Here is a 20,336-nt window from a genome sequence, read left to right as displayed (position 1 = left end):
CGGCATAGGGCCGATTATGGCCCGATAAATTGCTTATAGGGAAGTCCAGTCGGACATTAATGCAACAGGCGGGGCGCCTGGTCTTCGTCCGAACCGAACAGGTCGTCGAACATGAGCGCGTCGGGCTCCTTGCCCTGGCTCCACAGCAACATCAGGACGATCACCTTGAGTTTGCCCAGCGAGACCGGCATCTCTTCCAGCGCCAGCGCGCGTTCGATGACGATTTCGCGTTGCAGCGGCGACAGCACCTTGGCCGATTCCAGGAACTGGATGAAACCGATGGCGGCCGAGCCGAGGGCGTCGGTTTCCTCTTCGACATAAAAGCGCGTGCCGGTGGAAGACGCCGTCAGCGCCTGCTCCTCGCCGGCGATGGCCGTCAGGTCGGTCAACCACACCAGCGCCTCGGAGATCTCGACGTCGTCAAAACCGACGGCCGACAGCTTCTTGGCCAATGCGGCCGGTTCAGGACAGGCATCGGGGCGGTAATAGGTCTCGTAGAGATAAACAAGGACGTCGAACATGGCTCTACTCTATCAGTTAAAACGAATCGGAGACAAGTACTGTTCATGCCCGCAGGCGTTGAAACATTCCCCCTGGCAAACGTTCCAGCAGCCCGGCCAGTTCCAGCGCCAGCAACTGGCCTTGCAACTCACCGGCCGTTTCGTTCAGATGCACGGCCAGCACGTCGGCTTGCACCGGATCGGCGCCCATGGCCTCCAGCACGCGATCGACGAAACTGTCGTCCAGCGCGGCGCGCGCGCCGGCCTGGCCATCGGCCAGCATCTGCAACTCGGCCAGCACGTCGGCGCCGGATTCCACCAGCCTGGCGCCTTCCCTGATCAATTGGTGACAACCTTTGGCTAGTGTCGCATGAATCGATCCGGGGACGGCGTACACATCGCGGCCCTGAGCCACCGCCAGCCGCGCGGTGATCAGGGAACCGGATTTGGCGGCCGCCTCCACCACCAGCACGCCGCGCGCCAGGCCGCTGATGATGCGGTTGCGGCGCGGGAAGTTGTCGCGCGTGGGCGGCGTGCCCAGCGCGTATTCGCTGACCACGCAGCCCTCCTCGGCGATGCGGCGCGCCAGCGCGCCGTTGCGGGCCGGGTAGATGCGGTCAATGCCGGTGCCCAGCACGGCGATGGTGCCGCCGGGGCCGCCGAGCGCGCCTTCGTGGGCCGCCGCATCGATGCCCAGCGCCAGCCCGGAGACGATCACCAGGCCGGCGTCGGACAGGGTTTGCGCCATGTGCTGGGCGTTCAGCACGCCCTGGCGGCTGGCGTTGCGCGAACCGACCACCGCCACCGAGCGGCGCGGCAGCAGTTCGGCCCGGCCCTTGAGGTACAGCATCAGCGGCGCGGCGACGATCTCGCGCAGTTCGTTGGGATAATCGGGATGGTCGAGCGGCAACAGGCGGTTGCCGGGTAGCGCCTGCCAGGCCTGCACGGCGTCCAGTTGCGCCTCGAGCGCCGCTGCCGGCGGCGCCAGCAAGGCGTCGGCCTGGCGCGGCGTGACGATGTCCAGCAGGCGGGTGCGGCTGGCTTCGAAGATGGCTTGCGGGGTGCCGAGCGCGTCCAGCAGCTTGTGCGCGGTCAACAGGCCGACGCCGCCGGTCTGTTGCAGACGCAGCCAGCCCGCCAGCGCTGGCCTGGTCAATTCGGCAATGGATTCCGTGGCTTGCACGGCACGGTTTACTCCGGCGACTTGGCGACGTCGCCCACCTCAACCGGCGCCGTCACCTGCATGATCAAGCCGTAGGAAATATGGTTGAACACGCGGAAGATAAACAAGCTGCCCACTTCCTCATCCGGCAGCTTGACCTGCTGCTCGCGCCCCAACCAGCTTTTCTGGCCGGTGGAATCGCTCACAGTTCTTCCCGCATGGTACAGCTGCAGCACGGAGCCGATATCGAGTCCGTCAAGCTTTCCGCGATTAATGCTCACCACCTGGTTCTGGCCGGCGTGCGTGACGCCGCCGTAGACCGCCACCACCCGTGCATCGACCGCCTTGCCGGGCGGATGCGGCGCGTAGTTCTGCATCGGTGTCGGCGGCACGGCGCGCAGCTGGTCGCCCTTGCCCATTTCCTGGTTGGCGGTGGAGACGCTGAAGGTGTGCACGTCGCTGCCCACGCCGGGCTTGGCCTCAGCCTGCAATTTCAGCGTGCCTAAATAGAAGGCTTCGTAGCCGATCACCTGTTTGGTGACGGGGTCCTTGAGCGGCGCGCCAGGACGGAACACCTGGAAGGAACTGTTGCCTTTCAGGTCGCCGCGCACATAGGCCTTGTCGCCCTTGCCCAGGAACACGCGGCCCTCCTGCGTGGCGATGATGCGCGGGGCGCTCTTCAGTTCGTCATCCTCGATAATCAAAGGCTGGGTCAGGAAGGGTTCGATCACGCCGGGCGGGATCGACGGCACGGCGTCCTTGCCCAGGCCTTCGGTGCGCACGCGCGGTTCCAGCTTTTGCGTGGTCGACGGATCGTTGAGGCCGTCGTTCAACTGCGTGCCCAGCCGCAGGCGGCCAGCGGCGCGGTCGAACCAGATCACCTGGCCCGGATAAATCCAGTGCGGGTTGGCGATTTCGTCGCGGTTCATGCCCCACACGGTCGGCCAGCACCAGGGCTGGCGCAGAAAGGCGCCGGAAATGTCCCACAGGGTGTCGCCCTTGACCACCACGTGTTTGTCCGGCGCGTCGGGCCGGAATTCGCATTTCAGTGGCGCGGCCGAGGCCGCCGCAGCGACGCTAAACAAGGCGGCCAATGCTAAGCGGGTACTGACTGTGCTAAAATTTTTCATTAATAGATCCAGTAAGTGCGCCGCAAGCACACGGCAGCGAAGCAGGAAAGCTTGCCAAATTGAATCAAATTCTGCCCATAAAACCCTGAACTAGCAAGCGAAACCGCGTACCGTCACTGGCGCCGTTGTCGCTTTAATTAGCAGGGCAATCACATAGTTTTCACTTAGTTATCATGGCTATCTTAAATATTTTGCGTTACCCCGATCCGCGCCTGCACAAGGTTGCGGCGCCAGTCACCGTGTTCGACGAGCGTCTGGAGAAGCTGGTCGCCGACATGGCCGAGACCATGTACGAAGCGCCGGGCATCGGCCTGGCCGCGTCGCAGGTCGATGTGCACGAGCAAGTGGTGGTGATCGACATCACCGAAGAAAAGAACGCGCTGGTCGCCTACATCAATCCGGAAATTCTCTGGAGCAGCGACGACAAGCAAGTCTACGACGAAGGCTGCCTGTCGGTGCCGGGCGTGTACGATGGCGTCGAGCGTCCATCCAAAGTAAAAGTGCGCGCCTTTGACGTCAAGGGCCAGCCGTTCGAAGTGGACGCCGACGGCCTGCTGGCCGTGTGCATCCAGCACGAGATGGACCACCTGAAGGGCAAGGTCTTCGTTGAATACCTGTCGCCGCTGAAGCGCAACCGCATCAAGACCAAGCTGCAGAAGGAAGAACGCGGCATGGAACGCGAAGCCCAGCTGCGCGCCCAGGGTCGTCGTTTCTAAGTCATGAAAGTCATCTTCGCCGGCACGCCGGAATTTGCCGCCACGGCCCTGCAAGCACTGCATGAGGCCGGCTTCGAGATCCCGCTGGTGCTGACCCAGCCGGATCGCCCTGCCGGTCGCGGCATGCAACTGCAGCCTTCCGCAGTGAAGCAATACGCGCTGTCGAAAGGCATTGAAGTGCTGCAGCCGCTGTCGCTGCGCATGGACAGCAAAGACCCGCAGCGCGCCGAGGAAGCCCTGGCCGCGCACCAGCGCCTGCTGTCGACGCCTTACGATGTGATGGTGGTGGCGGCCTACGGCCTGATCCTGCCGCGCAGCACGCTCGACATCAAGCCTTGCCTGAACATCCACGGTTCGCTGTTGCCGCGCTGGCGCGGCGCCGCGCCGATCCACCGCGCCATCGAAGCGGGCGATACCGAGACCGGCATCACCATCATGGAGATGGAAGAAGGCCTGGACACCGGCCCGATGCTGCTGATCGAGCGCGTCGCCATTGAAGACGGCGACACCACCGGCAGCCTGCACGACAAGCTGGCCGCGCTGGGCGGCAAGATGATCGTCGACGCGCTGAACAAGCTGCAGCACAACCAGCTGGAAGCCGTGGTGCAGCCGGAAGAAGGCGTCAACTACGCGGCCAAGATCAGCAAGGAAGAAGCGGCGCTGGACTTCACGCAATCGGCGGTGGATATCGGCCGCAAGATCCGCGCCTTCAATCCCTTCCCCGGCGCCTACGGCACCGTCAACGGCGTGCACGTCAAGCTGTGGGGCGCGGAAGTGCTCGACGGCGGCAACGCGCCGGCCGGCACAGTGCTGTCGGCCGATGCGCAGCACGGCATCGTGGTCGCCTGCGGCACCGGCGCGCTGCGCCTGACCCAGTTGCAAAAACCGGGTGGCAAGCGCCTGCCTGCGGCCGAGTTCATCAAGGGCTTCCCGCTCGAAGGCCTGAACTTCTCCTGAAAATCGGCCGTCGCCTGCACGTTTCCGGCAGATTCGCTATGATGGTTTGCTGCCCCGCCCGCCTGGTGCGGGGCCCAAACCAACCGGAGCGAATATGACCGCAGTAATCGACAAGCTGAACTGGCGCTACGCCACCAAGAAATACAATCCCGCCAAAAAAGTGGACGAAGCGACGCTGGAGCGCATCCTGGAAGCGGTGCGCCTGGCGCCGACCTCCAGCGGTCTGCAGCCGTTTGAAGTGTTCGTGGTGAAAAATCCCGAACTGCGCGCCAAGATCCGCGAAGTGGCGTGGGGCCAGTCGCAAGTGACCGACGCTTCGCACCTGCTGGTGTTCGCGGCATGGGACAACATCACGCCGGAACGCATCAACATGATGTTCGACCTGACCAACGAAGTGCGCGGCTTCATCAACGAAGGCTGGGAAGCCTACCGCAAGCAGCTGATCGGCATCGTCGCCGCGCGCGGCGACGCCGCCAACTTCGATGCCGCTGCACGTCAGGCTTACATCGCCCTGGGCGTGGGCATGGTGGCGGCGGCGTTTGAAGGCGTGGACGCGACGCCGATGGAAGGCTTCGACCCAGCCGCCGTCGACCAGATCCTGTCGCTGCAGGAGCGCAATCTGCGCAGCGTGGTGATCCTGCCGATCGGCTATCGCGAAGAAGAAGGCGACTGGCTGGTCAACCTGAAAAAAGTGCGCCGTCCACGCGACAAGTTCGTGACCGAACTGGCTTGATGCCGACACGGCCGCCGGAGCACCGCGCGGCCGTTTTCTCCCGCTTGCCACGCGCACGCTTGGGATAGATCAAACTCACTCAACATTCAAAGATCCAGAATTGATCCTCCATCAATATCGTTGAGGAGGCATCATGATTGCCAACATTACTGGCTCAAGGAAACAGCTGGCGTTGCAGCGGCGCCTCGATGCCTTGTTCCGCGCGCTCGCGTCGGACTTCCTGCTGCGCGAGCAATTCATCACCGACCCGGCGCAGATCACTTCGGAATACATCAACGGCAAGCGCATCGCGCCCGACGAAGCGGCGGCGATGAACTACCTGATCTACTCCTGCCTGGCCAACAACTACCTGATCTCCTGGTTCCGGGACTATTCCATGCGCCGTGGCGACAAGCCGATTACGCGGGAATCGTTCGTCAAGGATTTTTCCATCGCCGTCATCGAGCAGCGGGCCCACCACGTCGTCTCCGCGCTGTCGCACTTCGCCTTGAACGACGGCGTGCGCGTCCGTCTCGACAACGACTGGCTGCAAGCGATCTTCGGCCACTGGCACCACATCGGCGAAGACGGCACCGATGACGCAACCGATAGCACCGGCACCGACGACGCCACTGACGATAGCACCGATGACGCCACTGATAGCACCGGCACCGACGCCACCGACAGCACCGGCACAGATTCCACAGGCACGGACTCCACCGGAACCGATAGCACCGGCACCGACACGACCGGGACGGACGCCACCGATGCCACGGATGCGACCGACGCCACCGATCTCAGCGGCACGCTGACTGCCGTCACCTGGAAAACCTACATCACCCAAAGCACCTCCCAAACGCAATCCAGCACCACGCCGTTCACGCACACCGGCATGACACGCTCGCCAATCACCACGGCCACCACGCTCAACACCGAACGTTTCCTGGGCACCAGTCACGTGGTGATCACCCTCGAAGCATTGACCGCCTACGCGCGGCAATTGATCCGCGCCGGCGCCCTGGACGCGTTCTGGTCCGAAATCGGCGGCGAACGGCCATGAACCTTGCCGACCTGCTTCCAGAAAACGGCGCCGGCACGCAAGACCAGCGCAGCCGCATCCTGGAGCTGCTGAACGCCGGACACATCGACCTCGCCCACGAAGCCTGGCGCCGCGAACTGGCGACCGGCCAGCCCGCCTTCCGCTGGGCGCAGCAGGAGCTGGAACGCGCGATGGAGCGCAGCAACTTCAAGCTGATGGAACAACTGGGCAAGCTGATGGCCTACCGCTGGCACAGCCGGTTCTACCCGCATCGCATCGACGAAGATGCGGCCTTGCCGCGTGTGCCGCGCGATATCCTGACCGTCAGCAAGCTGCGCCACGACGCCGGCCAATTCGGCTACCTGCGCAGCATCGGCGTGCTGGATGCGCGCTTTGACGCGACCATCGCCGCCTACACCGCGCTCGCCGAACGGCTCTGCGCCAGCGGCCAGGCCGACGCGCGCAAACCATTGCGCGGCGCCGAACGCGCCCTGATCGGCAATGTCTACAACCGCATCATCCACTTGCCCGAGGCCGGCTGTGTGTCACGCGCACTGTCGCCCGAATGGCGTCCACGCGAAATCGAGGAACGCTTCCTCGACCGTGGCGAAGGACTGGTAGTCATCGACAACTTCCTGACGCCGGAAGCGCTGACGGCCCTGCACAGCTTCGCCATGCAGGCCACCGTCTGGACCGGCATCCGCTACGCCTACGATCGCTTCGGCGCCTTCTTCCAGGACGGCTTCAACTGCGCGCTGCTGCTACAGATCGCCGAAGAGCTGCGCGCAGCGCTGCCGCGCGTGATCACGCCGCGCTATCCGCTGCGCCAGATCTGGGGCTTCAAGAATGCCGGCGACCTGCCGGCGGACGTCAACCTGCACGCCGACTTTGCCGCCGTCAACGTCAATTTCTGGCTGACACCCGAGGCCAGCAACCTTGATCCCGCCACCGGCGGCATGAAGATCTACGACGTCGATGCGCCGCAGTCATGGGACTTCCACACCTACAACGGCCGGACCGACATCATCAAAGCCTTTCTGCGCGAGAACCGCGCGCAGGAAACCTATATCCCCTACCGGCAGAACCGCTGCGTGATGTTCAACTCCGACCTGTTCCATGGCACGCACGCCGTGCATTTCAAGCCGGGATTCGAACACCACCGCATCAACGTCACCATGCTGTACGGCCACCGCGAGCACGACGATCTTCATCGCTCGCTGTCCAGCCGGCCGGACCTTGCATCGCGCTGGAGCAGGCAGGCCAGCGCGTGGCGCTCGCACGCCTTCAGCCGCCACCTGGCCTGAGGTACGACATGCCCTCGCAATTCGGCCAGGACCGCCTGGTGCTGCAGCTGTTGAACGGCAAGCGCGATGGCTTCTTTCTCGACACCGGCGCGGCCGACGGCATTCGAAGCAGCAATACGCAACTACTGGAGCGCGACTTCGGTTGGCGCGGCCTGTGCGTCGAGCCCAACACGCGCTTCTATCAAAAGCTGATCCGCGCGCGCAACTGCGCTTGCCTGAACGCCTGCCTGTTCGACCGCGTGGCCGACCTGCCGTTCCTGGAGGCGGCCGGCACGCTCGGCGGCCTGATCGACGCCTTCAGCCGCGAGCAGCTGGCCCATGCCGTCAACAACCAGCGCCTGCCGCTCGATGCCGATGGCATGCCGCCCCTGGTCACCAAGCGCACCATGACGCTGGAGACCGCACTCTCGTTATCGAAGGCGCCGCCGGTCATCGATTACTGGAGCCTCGACACCGAAGGCAGCGAACTGCGGCTGTTGAAAAGTTTTCCGTTCGCGCGACATACCTTCAACGTCATCACCGTCGAACACAACCATCAGCCGGCGCGGCTGGCCATCCGGCGCTTCCTGGAAGCGCGTGGCTACATCTTCGTAACAGCGGTGTTCATCGACGATTGCTATGTCCGCTCAGCGGCGTTTCCCGGCCTGCATGCACGCAGCTCGGCGTGGCGGGCAGGGCTTAATCGGCCAGGGATATGACGCGGTCGCCCTCGGTGGGCTTGCAGCCCTCGGCAATCGGCGTCCAGCCGCGATGGATGACGACCTGCTGATCGTCGTGGCACAGCTCAACACGCTCGCTTTGCGGAAAGCGGGCGCGAACAAATTCTTCGATGGTGGCTGGCAGACTGACGTGCAGCTTGAGCGCGGCACGGTCTTCATCAGGATGGTCGTTAAGGTGCAGCAGCGGCACAAAATAGGACGCCAGCATCCAGAAACGCGAGCCGACCTGCACCGGCGGCGGCGCATAGCCGGCATCGCGCAACCAGGCTTGCGCGCGCTGCCGCAAATCCTCGCCATCGGCCAGGTCGCCCCAGCCGGCGGCCAGCATCTCCATCAGCCATTGATTGCAGTTCTGGTAGCGCAGGCTGTACGCATAGGCGTTGGCGCTGTATTGCGCCGCCAGCAGATGCAGCGCACGCGGCGTGTCGAGCAGCGCCGGCCGCAGCGCCAGCACCGCCTGCGGCGGCAGCCGCACGATGCTCAGGTAGCCAAGCGCCGGATCGTCGGTGCCCATGGCGAAACCGGCCAAGCCCTGGTCGTAGATGCGCGGGCGGCCTTCATCGCAGGCGTAGTACAGCTGGCGTGCCGACCACAGGCCCTGCTCCGAACGCCAGGCCAGGGCGGCGTGCGAATAGCGGATGTTGAAGCGCGACAGGTCCAGTCCGGAGCGGCTGACCAGCGCCACGCTGTCGTCGCTGGCGGCCAGCTCGTCGCGCAGCACGGCGGCAAAGCGCAGCAGGCGGCTCTGCTCGGCGGCGCTCAGTTCCTGCGAGCGGTCGCAAAAGCGCGCCGACGATGCGCTGGCCTCGCCCGCCGTCACCAGCAGCAACGGCAGCAGCAGGGCCAGGCACAAGGCCGGCGCGCCGAATCGCTTCAAAGGCTCAGCGGACGGGAAGCCAGTTCGCCGTACCACTCATCGGCCAGCACCAGGTAGAACGGCTGGCGATTGTCGACGCGGGCGAACTCCAGCCCGTAGACGCGGTTGCGCGCATGAATCGCGTCGCCTACGGCCAGTTGCTGCTGCTCGAAGGTCGCGTGCGGCAGGTCGAGCACGACGCGCTGTTCCGCGCCCTGCTCCTGGGTCGCCAGGGTGAGGCGGGTGCGGCCGGCGCGCTCCGGCGTGGCGGCGATCTGGATGATGCGGTAGTCGCCGTCGGCCACCTTGCGGTCGTTTTTCGAGCTGTTGCTGGAGCCCGACAAGGAATCGGACACGCTACCGCTGGACGCGGAGCCGGCGCTCGACGCCGACGAGGCAAAGCTTTCCGCCTGCGCGCCCAAGGCCAGACCCAGGGCGGCGACGCCGACGATCAAACGTAATTGGAATTTCATCAACACTTCCTCAGCTCGGTAAATGAGGAATTTTACGCCACAAAAAGGTGGCGCATAGAAAGAAATCTCTCCGATTCTCACCGGTTCAGGCATATGATGAATCCAGCTTGCCGCTCTTCAGGAGATTCGCAATGAACAGCTATTCCTTTCTCAGCCAGCTGCGTCTGGCGCACAAGTTTCTGATCCTCAGCGTCATCGCCCTGCTGCTGGCCAGCATCCCGACCTTCTTCTACGTGCGGGAGGCCGCCAAAGGCCTGGACGCCTACGAAAGCGAGCAACAAGGATTGCCCCAGGTTGCCGAGGTCTTGAAAACCATTCAGTTGACCCAGCAGCATCGCGGCCTGTCGGCACTGACGCTGGGCGGCGTGGCCGGCAGCGACGACAAGCGGCAAACCAAGCAGGCCGAGGCCGACCAGGCCTACGCCAAGGTCGATGCGCTGGTGAAGGCCATGCAGAATCCGGCCGTCGATGAAATCTGGAGCAAGGCCCGGCGCGACTGGGAAAGCTTGCGCGCCGGCGTCAGCGGCAAGAGCCTGACGGCGGCGCAAAGCTTCACCGCGCACAGCGCGCTGGTGCCGCAACTGCTCAAGCTGAACGACCGGGTGGGCGACCACTTCGGCCTCAGCCTCGACCCCGACCGCGACAGCTACCAGCTGATCCAATCCATGTACTACCAGCTGCCCTATCTGACGGAAGAGCTGGGCCGCACGCGCGCGCTCGGCGCCGGCTTGCTGGCGCGCAAGGCCGCCACCTCGGAGGAGCGCATCGCCCTGTCGTCCACGCTCGGCCGCATCAACGACCGGTTGGACCAAACCCGCACCGCCTTCGACAAGGCCGGCAACTACAATCCCGCCATCACCAAGCTGCTCGGGCCGCTGATGGTGGAAGCAAACGCGGCGGCCTCGGCGTTGACACGGCTGGCCGGCGAGCAAATCCTGGCCAAGGAAACGCTGGACTATCCGGCGCCCGACTACGTCACGCTGGCGACCCAGACCATCGACCTGCAATTCAAGCTCAACAGCGCAGCCAACGCTGAACTGATGGTCATGATGAGCGACAAGATCGCCGCCTTCCACCGCACGCGTTGGCTGATGCTGGGCTGCATGGCCGCGTTGCTGGCGCTGGCCGGGCTGGTGGCGCGCATGATTTCGCGCTCGGTCACGGTGCCGCTGCAAAACGCCATCACGGTGGCGCAAAGCGTGGCGCGCGGCGACCTGGTGTCGGACTTCGACGTCGGCGCGCCGAACGAGGTCGGGCAAATGCTGCGCGCGCTGCGCGAGATGAACGACAGCCTGCGCACCATCGTGCGCGACGTGCGCAGCAGCATCGACAACATCGACGCCGCCACCCGCGACATCGCCAGCGGCAACGCCGACGTCTCCAGCCGGTTGGAGTCGCAGGCGTCCAACCTGGAAGAAACCGCCTCCTCGATGGAGGAGCTGACCTCCACCGTCAAGCAGAACGCCGAGAATGCGCGCCAGGCCAATCTGCTGGTGGGCGACGCCTCGACCGTGGCGACCAAGGGCGGCGACGTGGTGGCGCAGGTGGTGCGGACCATGGGCGAGATCAACGCCAGCTCGCACCGCATCGTCGACATCATCGGGGTCATCGACGGCATCGCCTTCCAGACCAACATCCTGGCCCTGAACGCGGCGGTGGAAGCGGCGCGCGCCGGCGAACAGGGCCGTGGCTTCGCGGTGGTGGCCAGCGAAGTGCGCAACCTGGCGCAACGCTCGGCGGCGGCGGCCAAGGAGATCAAGGACCTGATCGGCGCCAGCGTGGAAAAGGTAGATGCCGGCAACCTGCTGGCCGAGCAGGCCGGCAAGGCCATCGGCGAAGTGGTCGCCAGCGTCGAGCGCATCACCCACATCATGAGCGACATCGCCACCGCCTCGGCCGAACAGGGCGCCGGCATCGAGCAGGTCAACCAGGCCGTCACGCAGATGGACGACATGACGCAGCAGAACGCCGCGCTGGTGGAGCAGACTGCGGCGGCTTCGGCCAGCCTGCAGGAACAGGCGCAGGCGCTGGTGGCGTCGATGAGCATCTTCAAGCTGGACGACAACAGCGGTCCGCGACTGTCTGCGCCGCCGAAGTTGCGCGGCAAACCGCTGCAACTGAGCCAGGCGCGCTGATGTCGCGGCCGGAACTCACCTGCTGGTTCGACTTCGCCAGCAATTACAGCTACCTGAGCGTGCTGCGGCTGGCGCGGCAGCACGAGGTGGCGGTGCAGTGGAAACCGTTTCTGCTAGGACCTATCTTCAAGGAACAGGGCTGGGACAACTCGCCGTTCGTGCTGCAAAAGAACAAGGGCGACTATGTGTGGCTGGACATGCCACGCGAATGCGCCAAATACGATTTGCCGTGGCGCCAGCCGTCCGAGTTCCCGCGCCGTTCGCTGCTGGCGGCGCGCGTGGCGCTGCTGGGCGAGCACCAGCCGTGGATGGCGGAGTTTTGCGCGCGCGTCATGCTGGCCAACTTCGAGCATGACGAGGACATCGGCAACGAAGACTGCATCGCCGCCATCCTCACCGGCATCGGGCTGGAGGCGCACGCCATCCTGAGGGCGGCGCAGTCGGCCGACAACAAGGAACGCCTGCGCGCCCGCACCGACGAAGCCCGCACCCTCCACATCTTCGGCGCCCCCACCTTCTTCGTCGGCCCCGAAATGTACTGGGGCAACGACCGCCTGACTGACGCCCTCGCCCTCGCCGCCCGCACCTGAGCGGTGCAAAGGGCAGATTGTTGCGGCGATGCAGCGCTTGGCTGAAGCTTATTCAGGGATGCCGTATAATCTTAGACCGCCCTCTGCTACGGGGCGCGCCTCTCCACGACCTTAGAGATAACAAATGAATAACACCGTGTCCCATACCGTCATGTCCAAGACCGATGCGCAGCTGCGCGAGATCCTCGCGCGCCGCATCATGATCCTCGACGGCGCCATGGGCACCATTATTCAACAGTACAAACTCGATGAAACCGCGTATCGCGGCGGCCCGTCCGGCCGCTTCATCGACTTCGCCGCCCCCGCCAACAGCGGCGCGCGCGAGCTGTTCGTCAAAGGGAACAACGAGCTGCTGACGCTGACCCAGCCGCACGTGATCCAGGAGATCCATGAGCGCTACCTGGCCGGCGGCGCCGACATCATCGAGACCAACACCTTCGGCGCCACCTCGATCGCCCAGGACGATTACTACATGGGCGAGCTGGCCTATGAGATGAACGTGCAGGCGGCCAAGCTGGCGCGCGCCGCCACCGCCAAGTACAGCACGCCGGACAAGCCGCGCTTCGTCGCCGGCGCCCTCGGCCCGACGCCGAAGACCGCCTCGATCTCGCCCGACGTCAACGACCCGGCCGCCCGCAATGTCACCTTCGACCAACTGGTGGACGCCTACTTTGAACAAACCAAGGGCCTGATCGCAGGCGGCGTCGACCTGCTGCTGGTGGAAACCATCTTCGACACGCTGAACTGCAAGGCCGCGCTGTTCGCCATCGACAAGTTCTACGCCGAGCACCCGCAACAGGAACGCCTGCCGCTGATGATCTCCGGCACCGTGACCGACGCCTCCGGCCGCATCCTGTCCGGCCAGACCGTGCCGGCCTTCTGGAATTCGGTGCGCCACGCCAAGCCGCTGACCATCGGCCTGAACTGCGCGCTCGGCGCGGCGCTGATGCGCCCCTACGCCGAAGAGCTGTCGCAGATCGCCGACACCTACGTCTGCATCTACCCCAACGCCGGCCTGCCCAACCCGATGAGCGACACCGGCTTCGACGAACTGCCGGCCGACACCTCGGCGCTGCTGAAGGAGTTCGCCGAAGCGGGCTTCATCAACGTCGCCGGCGGCTGCTGCGGCACCACGCCCGACCACATCCAGGCCATCGGCGAGATCCTGTCGCCGGTGACGCCGCGCGCCGTGCCGCACGTGCCGGTGGCGCAGCGCCTGTCGGGCCTGGAGCCGTTCACCATCGACGACGACTCGCTGTTCGTCAACGTCGGCGAGCGCACCAACGTCACCGGCTCCAAGGCCTTCGCCCGCATGATCCTGAACGAGCAGTACGACGAAGCCCTGAGCGTGGCGCGTCAGCAGGTGGAAAACGGCGCCCAGGTCATCGACATCAACATGGACGAGGCCATGCTGGACTCGCAAGCGGCGATGACCCGCTTCCTCAACCTGATCGCCTCGGAACCGGACATCTCGCGCGTGCCGATCATGATCGACTCGTCGAAATGGTCGGTGATCGAAGCGGGCCTGAAATGCGTGCAGGGCAAGTCCATCGTCAACTCCATTTCGATGAAGGAAGGCGAAGAAGAATTCATCCGCCAGGCCAAGCTGTGCCTGAGCTACGGCGCCGCCGTGATCGTCATGGCCTTCGATGAAAAAGGCCAGGCCGACACCTTCGAGCGCAAGATCGAAATCTGCGAACGCGCCTACAAGCTGCTCGTGAACAGCGTCGGCTTCCCGCCGGAAGACATCATCTTCGACCCGAACATCTTCGCCATCGCCACCGGCATCGAAGAGCACAACAACTACGCGGTCGACTTCATCAACGCCACCCGCTGGATCAAGGACAACCTGCCGCACGCGAAGATTTCCGGCGGCGTGTCCAACGTCTCGTTCTCGTTCCGCGGCAACGACCCGGCGCGCGAAGCGATCCACACCGTGTTCCTGTACCACGCCATCAAAGCCGGCATGACCATGGGCATCGTCAACGCCGGCATGGTCGGCGTCTACGACGACCTGCCGGCCGAACTGCGCGAACGCGTGGAAGACGTGGTGCTGAACCGCCGCGACGACGCCACCGAACGCATGATCGAAATCGCCGGCACGCTGAAAGCCGGCGCCGGCAAGCAGGACGCCGCCAACCTCGAATGGCGCAACGCCCCGGTCGAGAAGCGCCTGGCGCACGCGCTGGTGCACGGCATCACCCAGTTCATCACCGACGACACCGAAGAGATGCGCGCGCAGGTCGCCGCCGCCAACGGCCGTCCTATCCACGTGATCGAAGGCCCGCTGATGGATGGCATGAACATCGTCGGCGACCTGTTCGGCCAGGGCAAGATGTTCCTGCCGCAGGTGGTCAAATCGGCGCGCGTGATGAAGCAGGCCGTGGCCCACCTGATCCCCTACATCGAGGAAGAGAAGAAAGCCGAGGAAGCGCGCACCGGCATCGTCGCCAAGCCGAAGGGCAAGATCGTCATCGCCACCGTCAAGGGCGACGTGCACGACATCGGCAAGAACATCGTGTCGGTGGTCCTGCAATGTAATAACTTTGAAGTGGTCAACATGGGCGTGATGGTGCCGGCCTCCGAGATCCTGGCGCGCGCCAAGGTGGAGAACGCCGACATCATCGGCCTGTCCGGCCTGATCACGCCGTCGCTGGAAGAGATGGCCCACGTGGCCAAGGAAATGCAGCGCGACGAACACTTCCGCATGCTCAAGATCCCGCTGCTGATCGGCGGCGCCACCACCAGCCGCGCCCACACGGCGGTGAAGATCGCCCACAACTACGACGGCCCGGTGGTCTACGTGCCGGATGCGTCGCGCTCGGTATCGGTGGCGCAATCGCTGCTGACGCCCGAATCGCGCGACCAGTACATCACCGACCTGGCGCAGGACTACGAACGCATCCGCGAGCAGCACGCCAACAAGAAGGCGCTGCCGATCCTGTCGCTGGCCGACGCCCGCGCCAACAAGATGAAGCTGGAATTTGCCCCGGTCAAGCCGAAGTTCATCGGCCGCCGCGAGTTCAAGAACGTCGACCTCGCCACTATCGCCAAGTACATCGACTGGGGTCCGTTCTTCCAGACCTGGGACCTGGCCGGCCCCTTCCCCGCCATCCTCACCGATGAAGTGGTGGGCGAAGCCGCCAGCAAGGTGTACGAAGAAGGCCAGGCCATGCTGAAGAAGCTGATCGACGGCCGCTGGCTGACCGCCAACGGCGTCATTTCGCTGCTGCCGGCCAACACCGTCAACGACGACGACATCGAGATCTACACCGACGACACCCGCAGCACCGTGGACTTCACCTATTACGGCCTGCGCCAGCAAGGCGTCAAGCCGGTGGTGGACGGCGTGCAGCGTCCGAACCAGTGCCTGTCCGACTTCATCGCCCCGAAGGAATCCGGCATCAAGGATTACATCGGCATGTTTGCCGTCACCGCCGGTCTCGGCATCGAGAAGCACGAACAACGCTTTGAAGACGCGCACGACGACTACTCGTCCATCATGCTCAAGTCGCTGGCCGACCGCCTGGCCGAAGCCTTCGCCGAATACCTGCACGAGCGCGTGCGCACCGACCTGTGGGGCTACGTCGCCAACGAGACGCTGAGCAACGAAGAGCTGATCGGCGAGAAATACGTCGGCATCCGTCCGGCGCCCGGCTACCCTGCCTGCCCGGAGCACACCGTCAAGCGCGAGATGTTCAACACCATGCAGGCCGAACACATCGGCATGGTGCTGACCGACTCCTTCGCCATGTATCCAGGCGCGGCGGTGTCCGGCTTCTACTTCGCGCACCCGGAGTCGAAGTACTTCGTGGTCGGCAAGATCGGCGACGACCAGTTGAACGACATGGTCAAGCGCCGTGGCGCCGACAAGGCCGACATGGAGCGCTGGCTCGCCCCCAACCTCTCCTGAGGCCGTGAACTTTCACCGGTCTGGCCTGACTAAGTAGGAACGCCGCCAGTCGGCGGCGTCACTATTTGGGAGGCAATATGGCAAACAATCCGTCCGTCAAACGCTGGCAAGACCAGCTGATCTTGCTGCTGGGCCTGTGGTTCTTCATCACGCCGTGGGTCTTCGGCTATCCGATCCCTTCCCTCCAGGCCTGGACCGCGTTCATCTCGGGCGCGGTGATGGTCGTGCTGGCCGCCTGCGACCTGTACAAGACCTACTTCTGGGCCGTGGTGCTCAACCTGCTGGTGGGGATCTGGGTGGCGGTGTCGCCGTGGGTGCTGCGCATGGCCGACAACACCGAACTGCTATGGAACTCGCTGGTGGTCGGCATTGCCGTGGCGGTGCTGGCGCTGTGGGAAATGCGCACCGATCCGGAACTGGTCAAGCATTGGCCGGGCGCAGGCCATGCAACCTGAAACCGCTGGCGTGGTGCGTTACAGGGCGTAGCGCACCACGTTGTCGCTCCATTCGAAGGCGGCCATTTCCAGCTCCACCAGGTCATCGGTGGACATGGCGAGGTCGCGCAGCGTCGGCACGATGTGGTCGTCCATTTCCTCGATGCGCTCGATGCACTCGACCAGCTTGAGCAGGTCGCCGAAGAAGCCGTCGCGCAGCAGCAGCGCCTGGCGCACCTCGTCGCCGACCGGCACCTGTTCCAGGATTTCCGGCATCGTAATGCCGAACAGCGTATCCATCAGCGACATGATGCCGACCGTGAAGGCGATATCGGCCGATTCGCGCTGGCTGGGCCGCAGCTTGCCGGCCAGCAGTTCCATCAAGCGGCCGCGCGTGGTGGCCAGCATCAGCAGCGGCGTCATGCTGTGACCGCGCTTGCTCGGCTCGGCGTACAGCATGATCTGCAGCCAGCGCTGCAGTTGGCGGCGGCCGAGGATGGTGACGGCCTGGCTCAGCGAATCGATGCGCTGGCGCGCGCCCACCGCCGGCGTGTTCACCAGACGCAGCAGGTTCAGCGCCAGCGACACGTCGCGCTTGATGGCGCGCTCGATTTCCTGGTTGTCGGCATCCGAGGTGACCAGGGTCATCAACTCCATCACGGCCAGCTGCGACGGCGACAGCTTCTTGCCGCTCATGATGACCGGCTTGGAGAAGTAATAGCCCTGGAAGTAGTCGAAACCCAGATCCAGGCAGTTCTTGAATTCTTCGCGCGTTTCGACCTTCTCGGCCACCAGCTTTTTCTTGTCCTGGCGGAAGCGCGGCGCCAGCTTCATCAGCGTCGACAGCGGCGTGTTGCGCATGTCCATCTTGACGTAGTCGACCAGCGGCAGCAACTCCAGCACGTCGGCATTTTCGCCGGTGATATCGTCCAGCGCAAAGCTGAAGCCGTGGCCGACCAGCTCCTGGATGCGGGCCAGCAGCTGCGGCGTGGCCTTGGTGGTGTTGATAATCTCCAGCACCACCTTCTCGCGCGGCAGGAAGGGGAAGATGTCGCTCATGATGACGTCGGCGTCGACGTTGACGAAGCCCAAGGCGTCGCCGATGGTTTTTTCCATGCCCAGCTGGGAGGCGTGGGCGATCACCGCCGCCGTGGCCGTCAAATCGTTGCTGATCAGCGCAGGCCCCACCGGAGCGTTGCGGAACAGCAACTCATAGCCGAACAAAGCCTGGTTGCGGTCCAAAATGGGCTGGCGGCCCAGATAGAACTCACGCACGCGCAAGCTGCGGGGACTAATGTCATGTAGGCTTAGATCGATCATTTGACTATTTTGACAGCAATGCGCGGCCATGTCTTGCGAATTTAGCTCAATCTCCCGCTTGCGGGATCCCGTCTATGAATAGTTTCAGTTCGCCCGGCAGGAAGGCCGTCCACTGTTCGTTGGTGGTGAGGGGCTGGGTGACGATGATGGCGACCCGGTCGTTGGGCGTGGTGACTTGGGCGAAATCGACACTGACATCCTCATCGGACAGTTTTGCCGTATCAAACGGGTGCTGGCGCACCAGATAGAACAGATTGGTTGAACAATGGGCGAACAATTCGCCGCCCGAAGACAACATCATATTGAAGGTGCCGTGGGTGGCGATCTCGTGCACGAGCGAGGCCAGCACGGAGCGCAGCTGGTCCAGCGGCGGGCGCTGTTCGCCGAAGCGGGCGCGCAACTGTTGCAGGATGTAACAGAACGCCAACTCGCTGTCGGTGGTGCCGACCGGCCGGAAAGCACCGTTGAGCAGCGGATTGAATTCCTTGAGGTCGCCGTTATGGGCGAACACCCAATACTGCCCCCATAGCTCGCGCACGAAGGGATGGCAGTTCTCCAGCGCAACCTTGCCCTGCGTGGCCTTGCGGATATGGGCGATGACGTTGGTGGATTTGATTGGATAGCGCTTGATCAGCTCGGCGATCGGCGAGGCGATGGCGGCCTGGTGATCGACGAAGTGACGCACGCCGGCGCCTTCGAAAAAGGCGATGCCCCAGCCGTCGTGGTGGGTGTCGGTGTGGCCGCCGCGCATGGCGAAGCCGGTAAAGCTGAACACAATGTCGGTCGGGACATTGCAGTTCATTCCTAGAAGTTGGCACATGGCGTGATTATAACCACCACGCGCCAACCGCCGTGAAGTTTAATGCAGCAGCACCGGCTGACTCATCAGCGCATCGTAGCTGCCCAGGAACTCGTCGATTTCCGCCATCGTGGGTTCGCCGGCGATCAGTTCGTTGACGTCGCGCCGGAAATGCTGGGCCAGTATGCCGGCGATAAAGATTTCCCGCTTACCGCCTTTGTCGACGATTTCGTAGCCACCGAAGCGCAATGCGTCCAGGCTGCGGTCGGCGCCGAATTCGACAACACTGTATTGCTCGCTGTTGTAGATCAGGTTCATTTTGCTTCCTTTCACAAGGGGCGAAACACCTTTCGTTTCCGCCTCCAGACCCACTTGGGGCCGAAAGCGGGCCATTTCAAGGCCAATCAGCGGGCTGGGGCTAGGCCGCGATGTCGTCTTGCAAATCCAGCAAGGCCCCGTAGGGCGCCTCGGACAGCCAGGAACGCAGCTGCTCCAGGTGCTCGGCGGAGGCCAAGCTGATGTAGAGCTGCGCGGGGGGACGGCGCAGCACACGGTTTAATGTTACTCGCAAAATGAGATTACCGCTGCAATGAAGGCAGCCTGGTGCGATCCGTAACACAACAGGAACAATTTCGTAGGGGAAAGGGCCATCTGCTTCGTAAAAGGATAAGGCCGAACCGCCGTCCGACAAACCCTCCAGAATGATGACGCTGCCCCCCTCTTTCGGCAGATGGGCCGCGATGGCCGCCTCGCGCGCGCCGGCGCGGGGGCCTGTGACCAGCCAGGTGGGCACCGGCGGCCGGTGATGGACGGCGCCGGTGTCTGGACTGCCCATGGGGATTACGCGTTCTTCTTGGCCAGCTTGCCCGGCTCCACGCCTAGCTGCTTGAGCTTGCGATACAAGTGGGTGCGCTCCAGGCCGGTCTTTTCGGCCACGCGCGTCATGCTGCCGCCTTCGCGGCCCAGATGGTGCTCGAAGTACATGCGCTCGAACGCATCGCGTGCTTCGCGCAGCGGCAGGTCGAACGACAGGTTGAACATGTGGTTGTCGGCGCCTGCCACGGTGGCGCCGCCGCGCACGGCGATTGCCGCCGAGGCGGTCGGCTGCGCGAAGCCTTGCGAGATCGATTCTTCCGGCTGTGCCGTGGTGATCGGACGCGGCGCCAGCGCCGGTGCGCGCACGCTTTCCTGCGCACGGGTCAGGCCGGCCTGCACGGCTTTCAACAGCTTTTGCAGGGCGATCGGTTTTTCCAGGAAATTCAAGGCGCCGATGCGGGTGGCTTCGACCGCCGTGTCGATTGTCGCGTGGCCAGACATCATGATCACCGGCATGGTGAGCAGGCCGTCGCGCTGCCATTCCTTGAGCAGGGTCACGCCGTCCGTATCCGGCATCCAGATATCGAGCAGCACCAGGTCCGGCGCACCCTGGGCGCGTGCTTCCCGCGCCTGTTGGGCATTTTCCGCCAGTTGTATTGCATGTCCCTCGTCGCTCAAGATTTCCGAGAGCAACTCGCGGATACCCATTTCATCGTCAACCACCAGAATGTTTGCCATCTTCCCTTGTCCTCATTTCACCA

The 20,336-nt window shown here is 64.0% G+C and carries 20 protein-coding genes; 10 read left to right on the top strand and 10 right to left on the bottom strand.

The window, feature by feature from the left end:
• Window positions 1–56: 56 nt before the first annotated feature.
• From ACXZ1M_RS17660 to ACXZ1M_RS17650, 3 genes are read right to left on the bottom strand one after another with little or no spacing between them, the layout of a single operon-like run.
• Window positions 57–521, bottom strand: coding sequence for a Smg family protein (locus ACXZ1M_RS17660; protein WP_373990512.1), 465 nt, complete (start codon window positions 519–521; stop codon window positions 57–59).
• A gap of 43 nt (window positions 522–564) precedes the next feature.
• Window positions 565–1,683 carry a DNA-processing protein DprA gene (gene dprA, locus ACXZ1M_RS17655; protein WP_459048951.1) on the bottom strand — a complete coding sequence of 373 codons (1,119 nt, stop codon included), beginning with the start codon at window positions 1,681–1,683 and terminating at the stop codon, window positions 565–567.
• 8 nt (window positions 1,684–1,691) lie between these two features.
• Entirely contained in the window at window positions 1,692–2,792 is a 1,101-nt protein-coding gene (locus tag ACXZ1M_RS17650; RefSeq protein WP_459048950.1) for a LysM peptidoglycan-binding domain-containing protein, read from the bottom strand.
• Between the two features lie 173 nt (window positions 2,793–2,965).
• Between ACXZ1M_RS17650 and def the strand changes: the two genes are divergently transcribed.
• The 6 genes from def to ACXZ1M_RS17620 all read left to right on the top strand — a co-directional run bounded on the left by def (window position 2,966) and on the right by ACXZ1M_RS17620 (window position 8,218).
• A complete protein-coding gene (def, locus tag ACXZ1M_RS17645) occupies window positions 2,966–3,508 on the top strand; it encodes a peptide deformylase (RefSeq protein WP_459048949.1) in 543 nt (180 codons plus the stop codon).
• Between the two features lie 3 nt (window positions 3,509–3,511).
• Window positions 3,512–4,465 (top strand): methionyl-tRNA formyltransferase, encoded by a 954-nt coding sequence (fmt, locus tag ACXZ1M_RS17640; protein WP_459048948.1) that lies wholly within the window; start codon window positions 3,512–3,514, stop codon window positions 4,463–4,465.
• 94 nt (window positions 4,466–4,559) lie between these two features.
• A complete protein-coding gene (locus tag ACXZ1M_RS17635; RefSeq protein WP_459048947.1) occupies window positions 4,560–5,198 on the top strand; it encodes an NAD(P)H-dependent oxidoreductase in 639 nt (212 codons plus the stop codon).
• Window positions 5,199–5,331: 133 nt separating this feature from the next.
• Complete coding sequence (locus tag ACXZ1M_RS17630) at window positions 5,332–6,237, top strand: hypothetical protein (protein WP_459048946.1); 906 nt, start codon at window positions 5,332–5,334, stop codon at window positions 6,235–6,237.
• Window positions 6,234–7,520 carry a hypothetical protein gene (locus ACXZ1M_RS17625; RefSeq protein ID WP_459048945.1) on the top strand — a complete coding sequence of 429 codons (1,287 nt, stop codon included), beginning with the start codon at window positions 6,234–6,236 and terminating at the stop codon, window positions 7,518–7,520. Before ACXZ1M_RS17630 ends, ACXZ1M_RS17625 begins: the two co-directional genes overlap by 4 nt.
• Window positions 7,521–7,528: 8 nt before the next feature.
• The gene (locus ACXZ1M_RS17620) at window positions 7,529–8,218 is read left to right on the top strand and encodes an FkbM family methyltransferase (protein WP_459048944.1); all 690 of its coding nucleotides are present in this window, start codon (window positions 7,529–7,531) and stop codon (window positions 8,216–8,218) included.
• Here ACXZ1M_RS17620 and ACXZ1M_RS17615 read toward each other — a convergent pair.
• Window positions 8,199–9,116 (bottom strand): DUF2145 domain-containing protein, encoded by a 918-nt coding sequence (locus ACXZ1M_RS17615; RefSeq protein ID WP_459048943.1) that lies wholly within the window; start codon window positions 9,114–9,116, stop codon window positions 8,199–8,201. The two genes, ACXZ1M_RS17620 and ACXZ1M_RS17615, sit on opposite strands and share 20 nt — an antisense overlap.
• Window positions 9,113–9,568 carry a hypothetical protein gene (locus tag ACXZ1M_RS17610; protein WP_459048942.1) on the bottom strand — a complete coding sequence of 152 codons (456 nt, stop codon included), beginning with the start codon at window positions 9,566–9,568 and terminating at the stop codon, window positions 9,113–9,115. Before ACXZ1M_RS17610 ends, ACXZ1M_RS17615 begins: the two co-directional genes overlap by 4 nt.
• 131 nt (window positions 9,569–9,699) lie before the next feature.
• Here ACXZ1M_RS17610 and ACXZ1M_RS17605 point away from each other — a divergent pair, with 131 nt between their 5' ends.
• From ACXZ1M_RS17605 to ACXZ1M_RS17590, 4 genes are all read left to right on the top strand, one after another.
• Window positions 9,700–11,703 (top strand): methyl-accepting chemotaxis protein, encoded by a 2,004-nt coding sequence (locus ACXZ1M_RS17605; protein ID WP_459048941.1) that lies wholly within the window; start codon window positions 9,700–9,702, stop codon window positions 11,701–11,703.
• Entirely contained in the window at window positions 11,703–12,293 is a 591-nt protein-coding gene (locus ACXZ1M_RS17600) for a DsbA family protein (RefSeq protein WP_459048940.1), read from the top strand. The genes ACXZ1M_RS17605 and ACXZ1M_RS17600 overlap by 1 nt, the downstream gene beginning before the upstream one ends.
• Window positions 12,294–12,444: 151 nt before the next feature.
• Window positions 12,445–16,206 (top strand): methionine synthase, encoded by a 3,762-nt coding sequence (gene metH, locus ACXZ1M_RS17595; protein ID WP_459054038.1) that lies wholly within the window; start codon window positions 12,445–12,447, stop codon window positions 16,204–16,206.
• A gap of 77 nt (window positions 16,207–16,283) precedes the next feature.
• Window positions 16,284–16,661, top strand: a complete 378-nt coding sequence (locus ACXZ1M_RS17590) for an SPW repeat protein (RefSeq protein ID WP_459048939.1) — start codon at window positions 16,284–16,286, stop codon at window positions 16,659–16,661.
• An 18-nt stretch (window positions 16,662–16,679) separates the two neighbouring features.
• Here ACXZ1M_RS17590 and ACXZ1M_RS17585 read toward each other — a convergent pair whose 3' ends face one another.
• The 5 genes from ACXZ1M_RS17585 to ACXZ1M_RS17565 form a co-directional block, all read right to left on the bottom strand.
• Window positions 16,680–17,960, bottom strand: coding sequence for an EAL and HDOD domain-containing protein (locus tag ACXZ1M_RS17585; RefSeq protein WP_459048938.1), 1,281 nt, complete (start codon window positions 17,958–17,960; stop codon window positions 16,680–16,682).
• Window positions 17,961–18,006: 46 nt separating this feature from the next.
• Window positions 18,007–18,780, bottom strand: a complete 774-nt coding sequence (locus ACXZ1M_RS17580; protein ID WP_459048937.1) for a class II glutamine amidotransferase — start codon at window positions 18,778–18,780, stop codon at window positions 18,007–18,009.
• Window positions 18,781–18,819: 39 nt separating this feature from the next.
• Window positions 18,820–19,077, bottom strand: coding sequence for a BTH_I0359 family protein (locus ACXZ1M_RS17575; RefSeq protein ID WP_373990501.1), 258 nt, complete (start codon window positions 19,075–19,077; stop codon window positions 18,820–18,822).
• 100 nt (window positions 19,078–19,177) lie between these two features.
• Window positions 19,178–19,594: a GTPase gene (locus ACXZ1M_RS17570; protein ID WP_459048936.1), complete on the bottom strand. Its 417-nt coding sequence runs from the start codon at window positions 19,592–19,594 to the stop codon at window positions 19,178–19,180.
• A gap of 5 nt (window positions 19,595–19,599) precedes the next feature.
• A complete protein-coding gene (locus ACXZ1M_RS17565) occupies window positions 19,600–20,313 on the bottom strand; it encodes a response regulator (protein WP_459048935.1) in 714 nt (237 codons plus the stop codon).
• Window positions 20,314–20,336 lie beyond the last annotated feature (23 nt).

It is taken from the genome of Duganella paludis (assembly GCF_054461335.1).
Note: the sequence above shows the minus strand (reverse complement) of the source record. Positions and strands in the feature narration are given on the sequence as shown.

Excerpts from the sequence above, each read along its gene's own strand:
- ACXZ1M_RS17590 (WP_459048939.1), top strand. The coding sequence starts at position 16,284 with ATGGCAAACAATCCGTCCGTCAAACGCTGGCAAGACCAGCTGATCTTG.
- fmt (WP_459048948.1), top strand. The coding sequence starts at position 3,512 with ATGAAAGTCATCTTCGCCGGCACGCCGGAATTTGCCGCCACGGCCCTG.
- ACXZ1M_RS17630 (WP_459048946.1), top strand. The coding sequence starts at position 5,332 with ATGATTGCCAACATTACTGGCTCAAGGAAACAGCTGGCGTTGCAGCGG.
- ACXZ1M_RS17565 (WP_459048935.1), bottom strand. The coding sequence starts at position 20,313 with ATGGCAAACATTCTGGTGGTTGACGATGAAATGGGTATCCGCGAGTTG.
- ACXZ1M_RS17625 (WP_459048945.1), top strand. The coding sequence starts at position 6,234 with ATGAACCTTGCCGACCTGCTTCCAGAAAACGGCGCCGGCACGCAAGAC.
- ACXZ1M_RS17620 (WP_459048944.1), top strand. The coding sequence starts at position 7,529 with ATGCCCTCGCAATTCGGCCAGGACCGCCTGGTGCTGCAGCTGTTGAAC.
- ACXZ1M_RS17600 (WP_459048940.1), top strand. The coding sequence starts at position 11,703 with ATGTCGCGGCCGGAACTCACCTGCTGGTTCGACTTCGCCAGCAATTAC.
- ACXZ1M_RS17610 (WP_459048942.1), bottom strand. The coding sequence starts at position 9,568 with ATGAAATTCCAATTACGTTTGATCGTCGGCGTCGCCGCCCTGGGTCTG.
- def (WP_459048949.1), top strand. The coding sequence starts at position 2,966 with ATGGCTATCTTAAATATTTTGCGTTACCCCGATCCGCGCCTGCACAAG.
- ACXZ1M_RS17650 (WP_459048950.1), bottom strand. The coding sequence starts at position 2,792 with ATGAAAAATTTTAGCACAGTCAGTACCCGCTTAGCATTGGCCGCCTTG.
- ACXZ1M_RS17585 (WP_459048938.1), bottom strand. The coding sequence starts at position 17,960 with ATGATCGATCTAAGCCTACATGACATTAGTCCCCGCAGCTTGCGCGTG.
- metH (WP_459054038.1), top strand. The coding sequence starts at position 12,445 with ATGTCCAAGACCGATGCGCAGCTGCGCGAGATCCTCGCGCGCCGCATC.
- ACXZ1M_RS17570 (WP_459048936.1), bottom strand. The coding sequence starts at position 19,594 with ATGGGCAGTCCAGACACCGGCGCCGTCCATCACCGGCCGCCGGTGCCC.
- ACXZ1M_RS17580 (WP_459048937.1), bottom strand. The coding sequence starts at position 18,780 with ATGTGCCAACTTCTAGGAATGAACTGCAATGTCCCGACCGACATTGTG.
- ACXZ1M_RS17660 (WP_373990512.1), bottom strand. The coding sequence starts at position 521 with ATGTTCGACGTCCTTGTTTATCTCTACGAGACCTATTACCGCCCCGAT.
- ACXZ1M_RS17635 (WP_459048947.1), top strand. The coding sequence starts at position 4,560 with ATGACCGCAGTAATCGACAAGCTGAACTGGCGCTACGCCACCAAGAAA.
- ACXZ1M_RS17575 (WP_373990501.1), bottom strand. The coding sequence starts at position 19,077 with ATGAACCTGATCTACAACAGCGAGCAATACAGTGTTGTCGAATTCGGC.
- ACXZ1M_RS17605 (WP_459048941.1), top strand. The coding sequence starts at position 9,700 with ATGAACAGCTATTCCTTTCTCAGCCAGCTGCGTCTGGCGCACAAGTTT.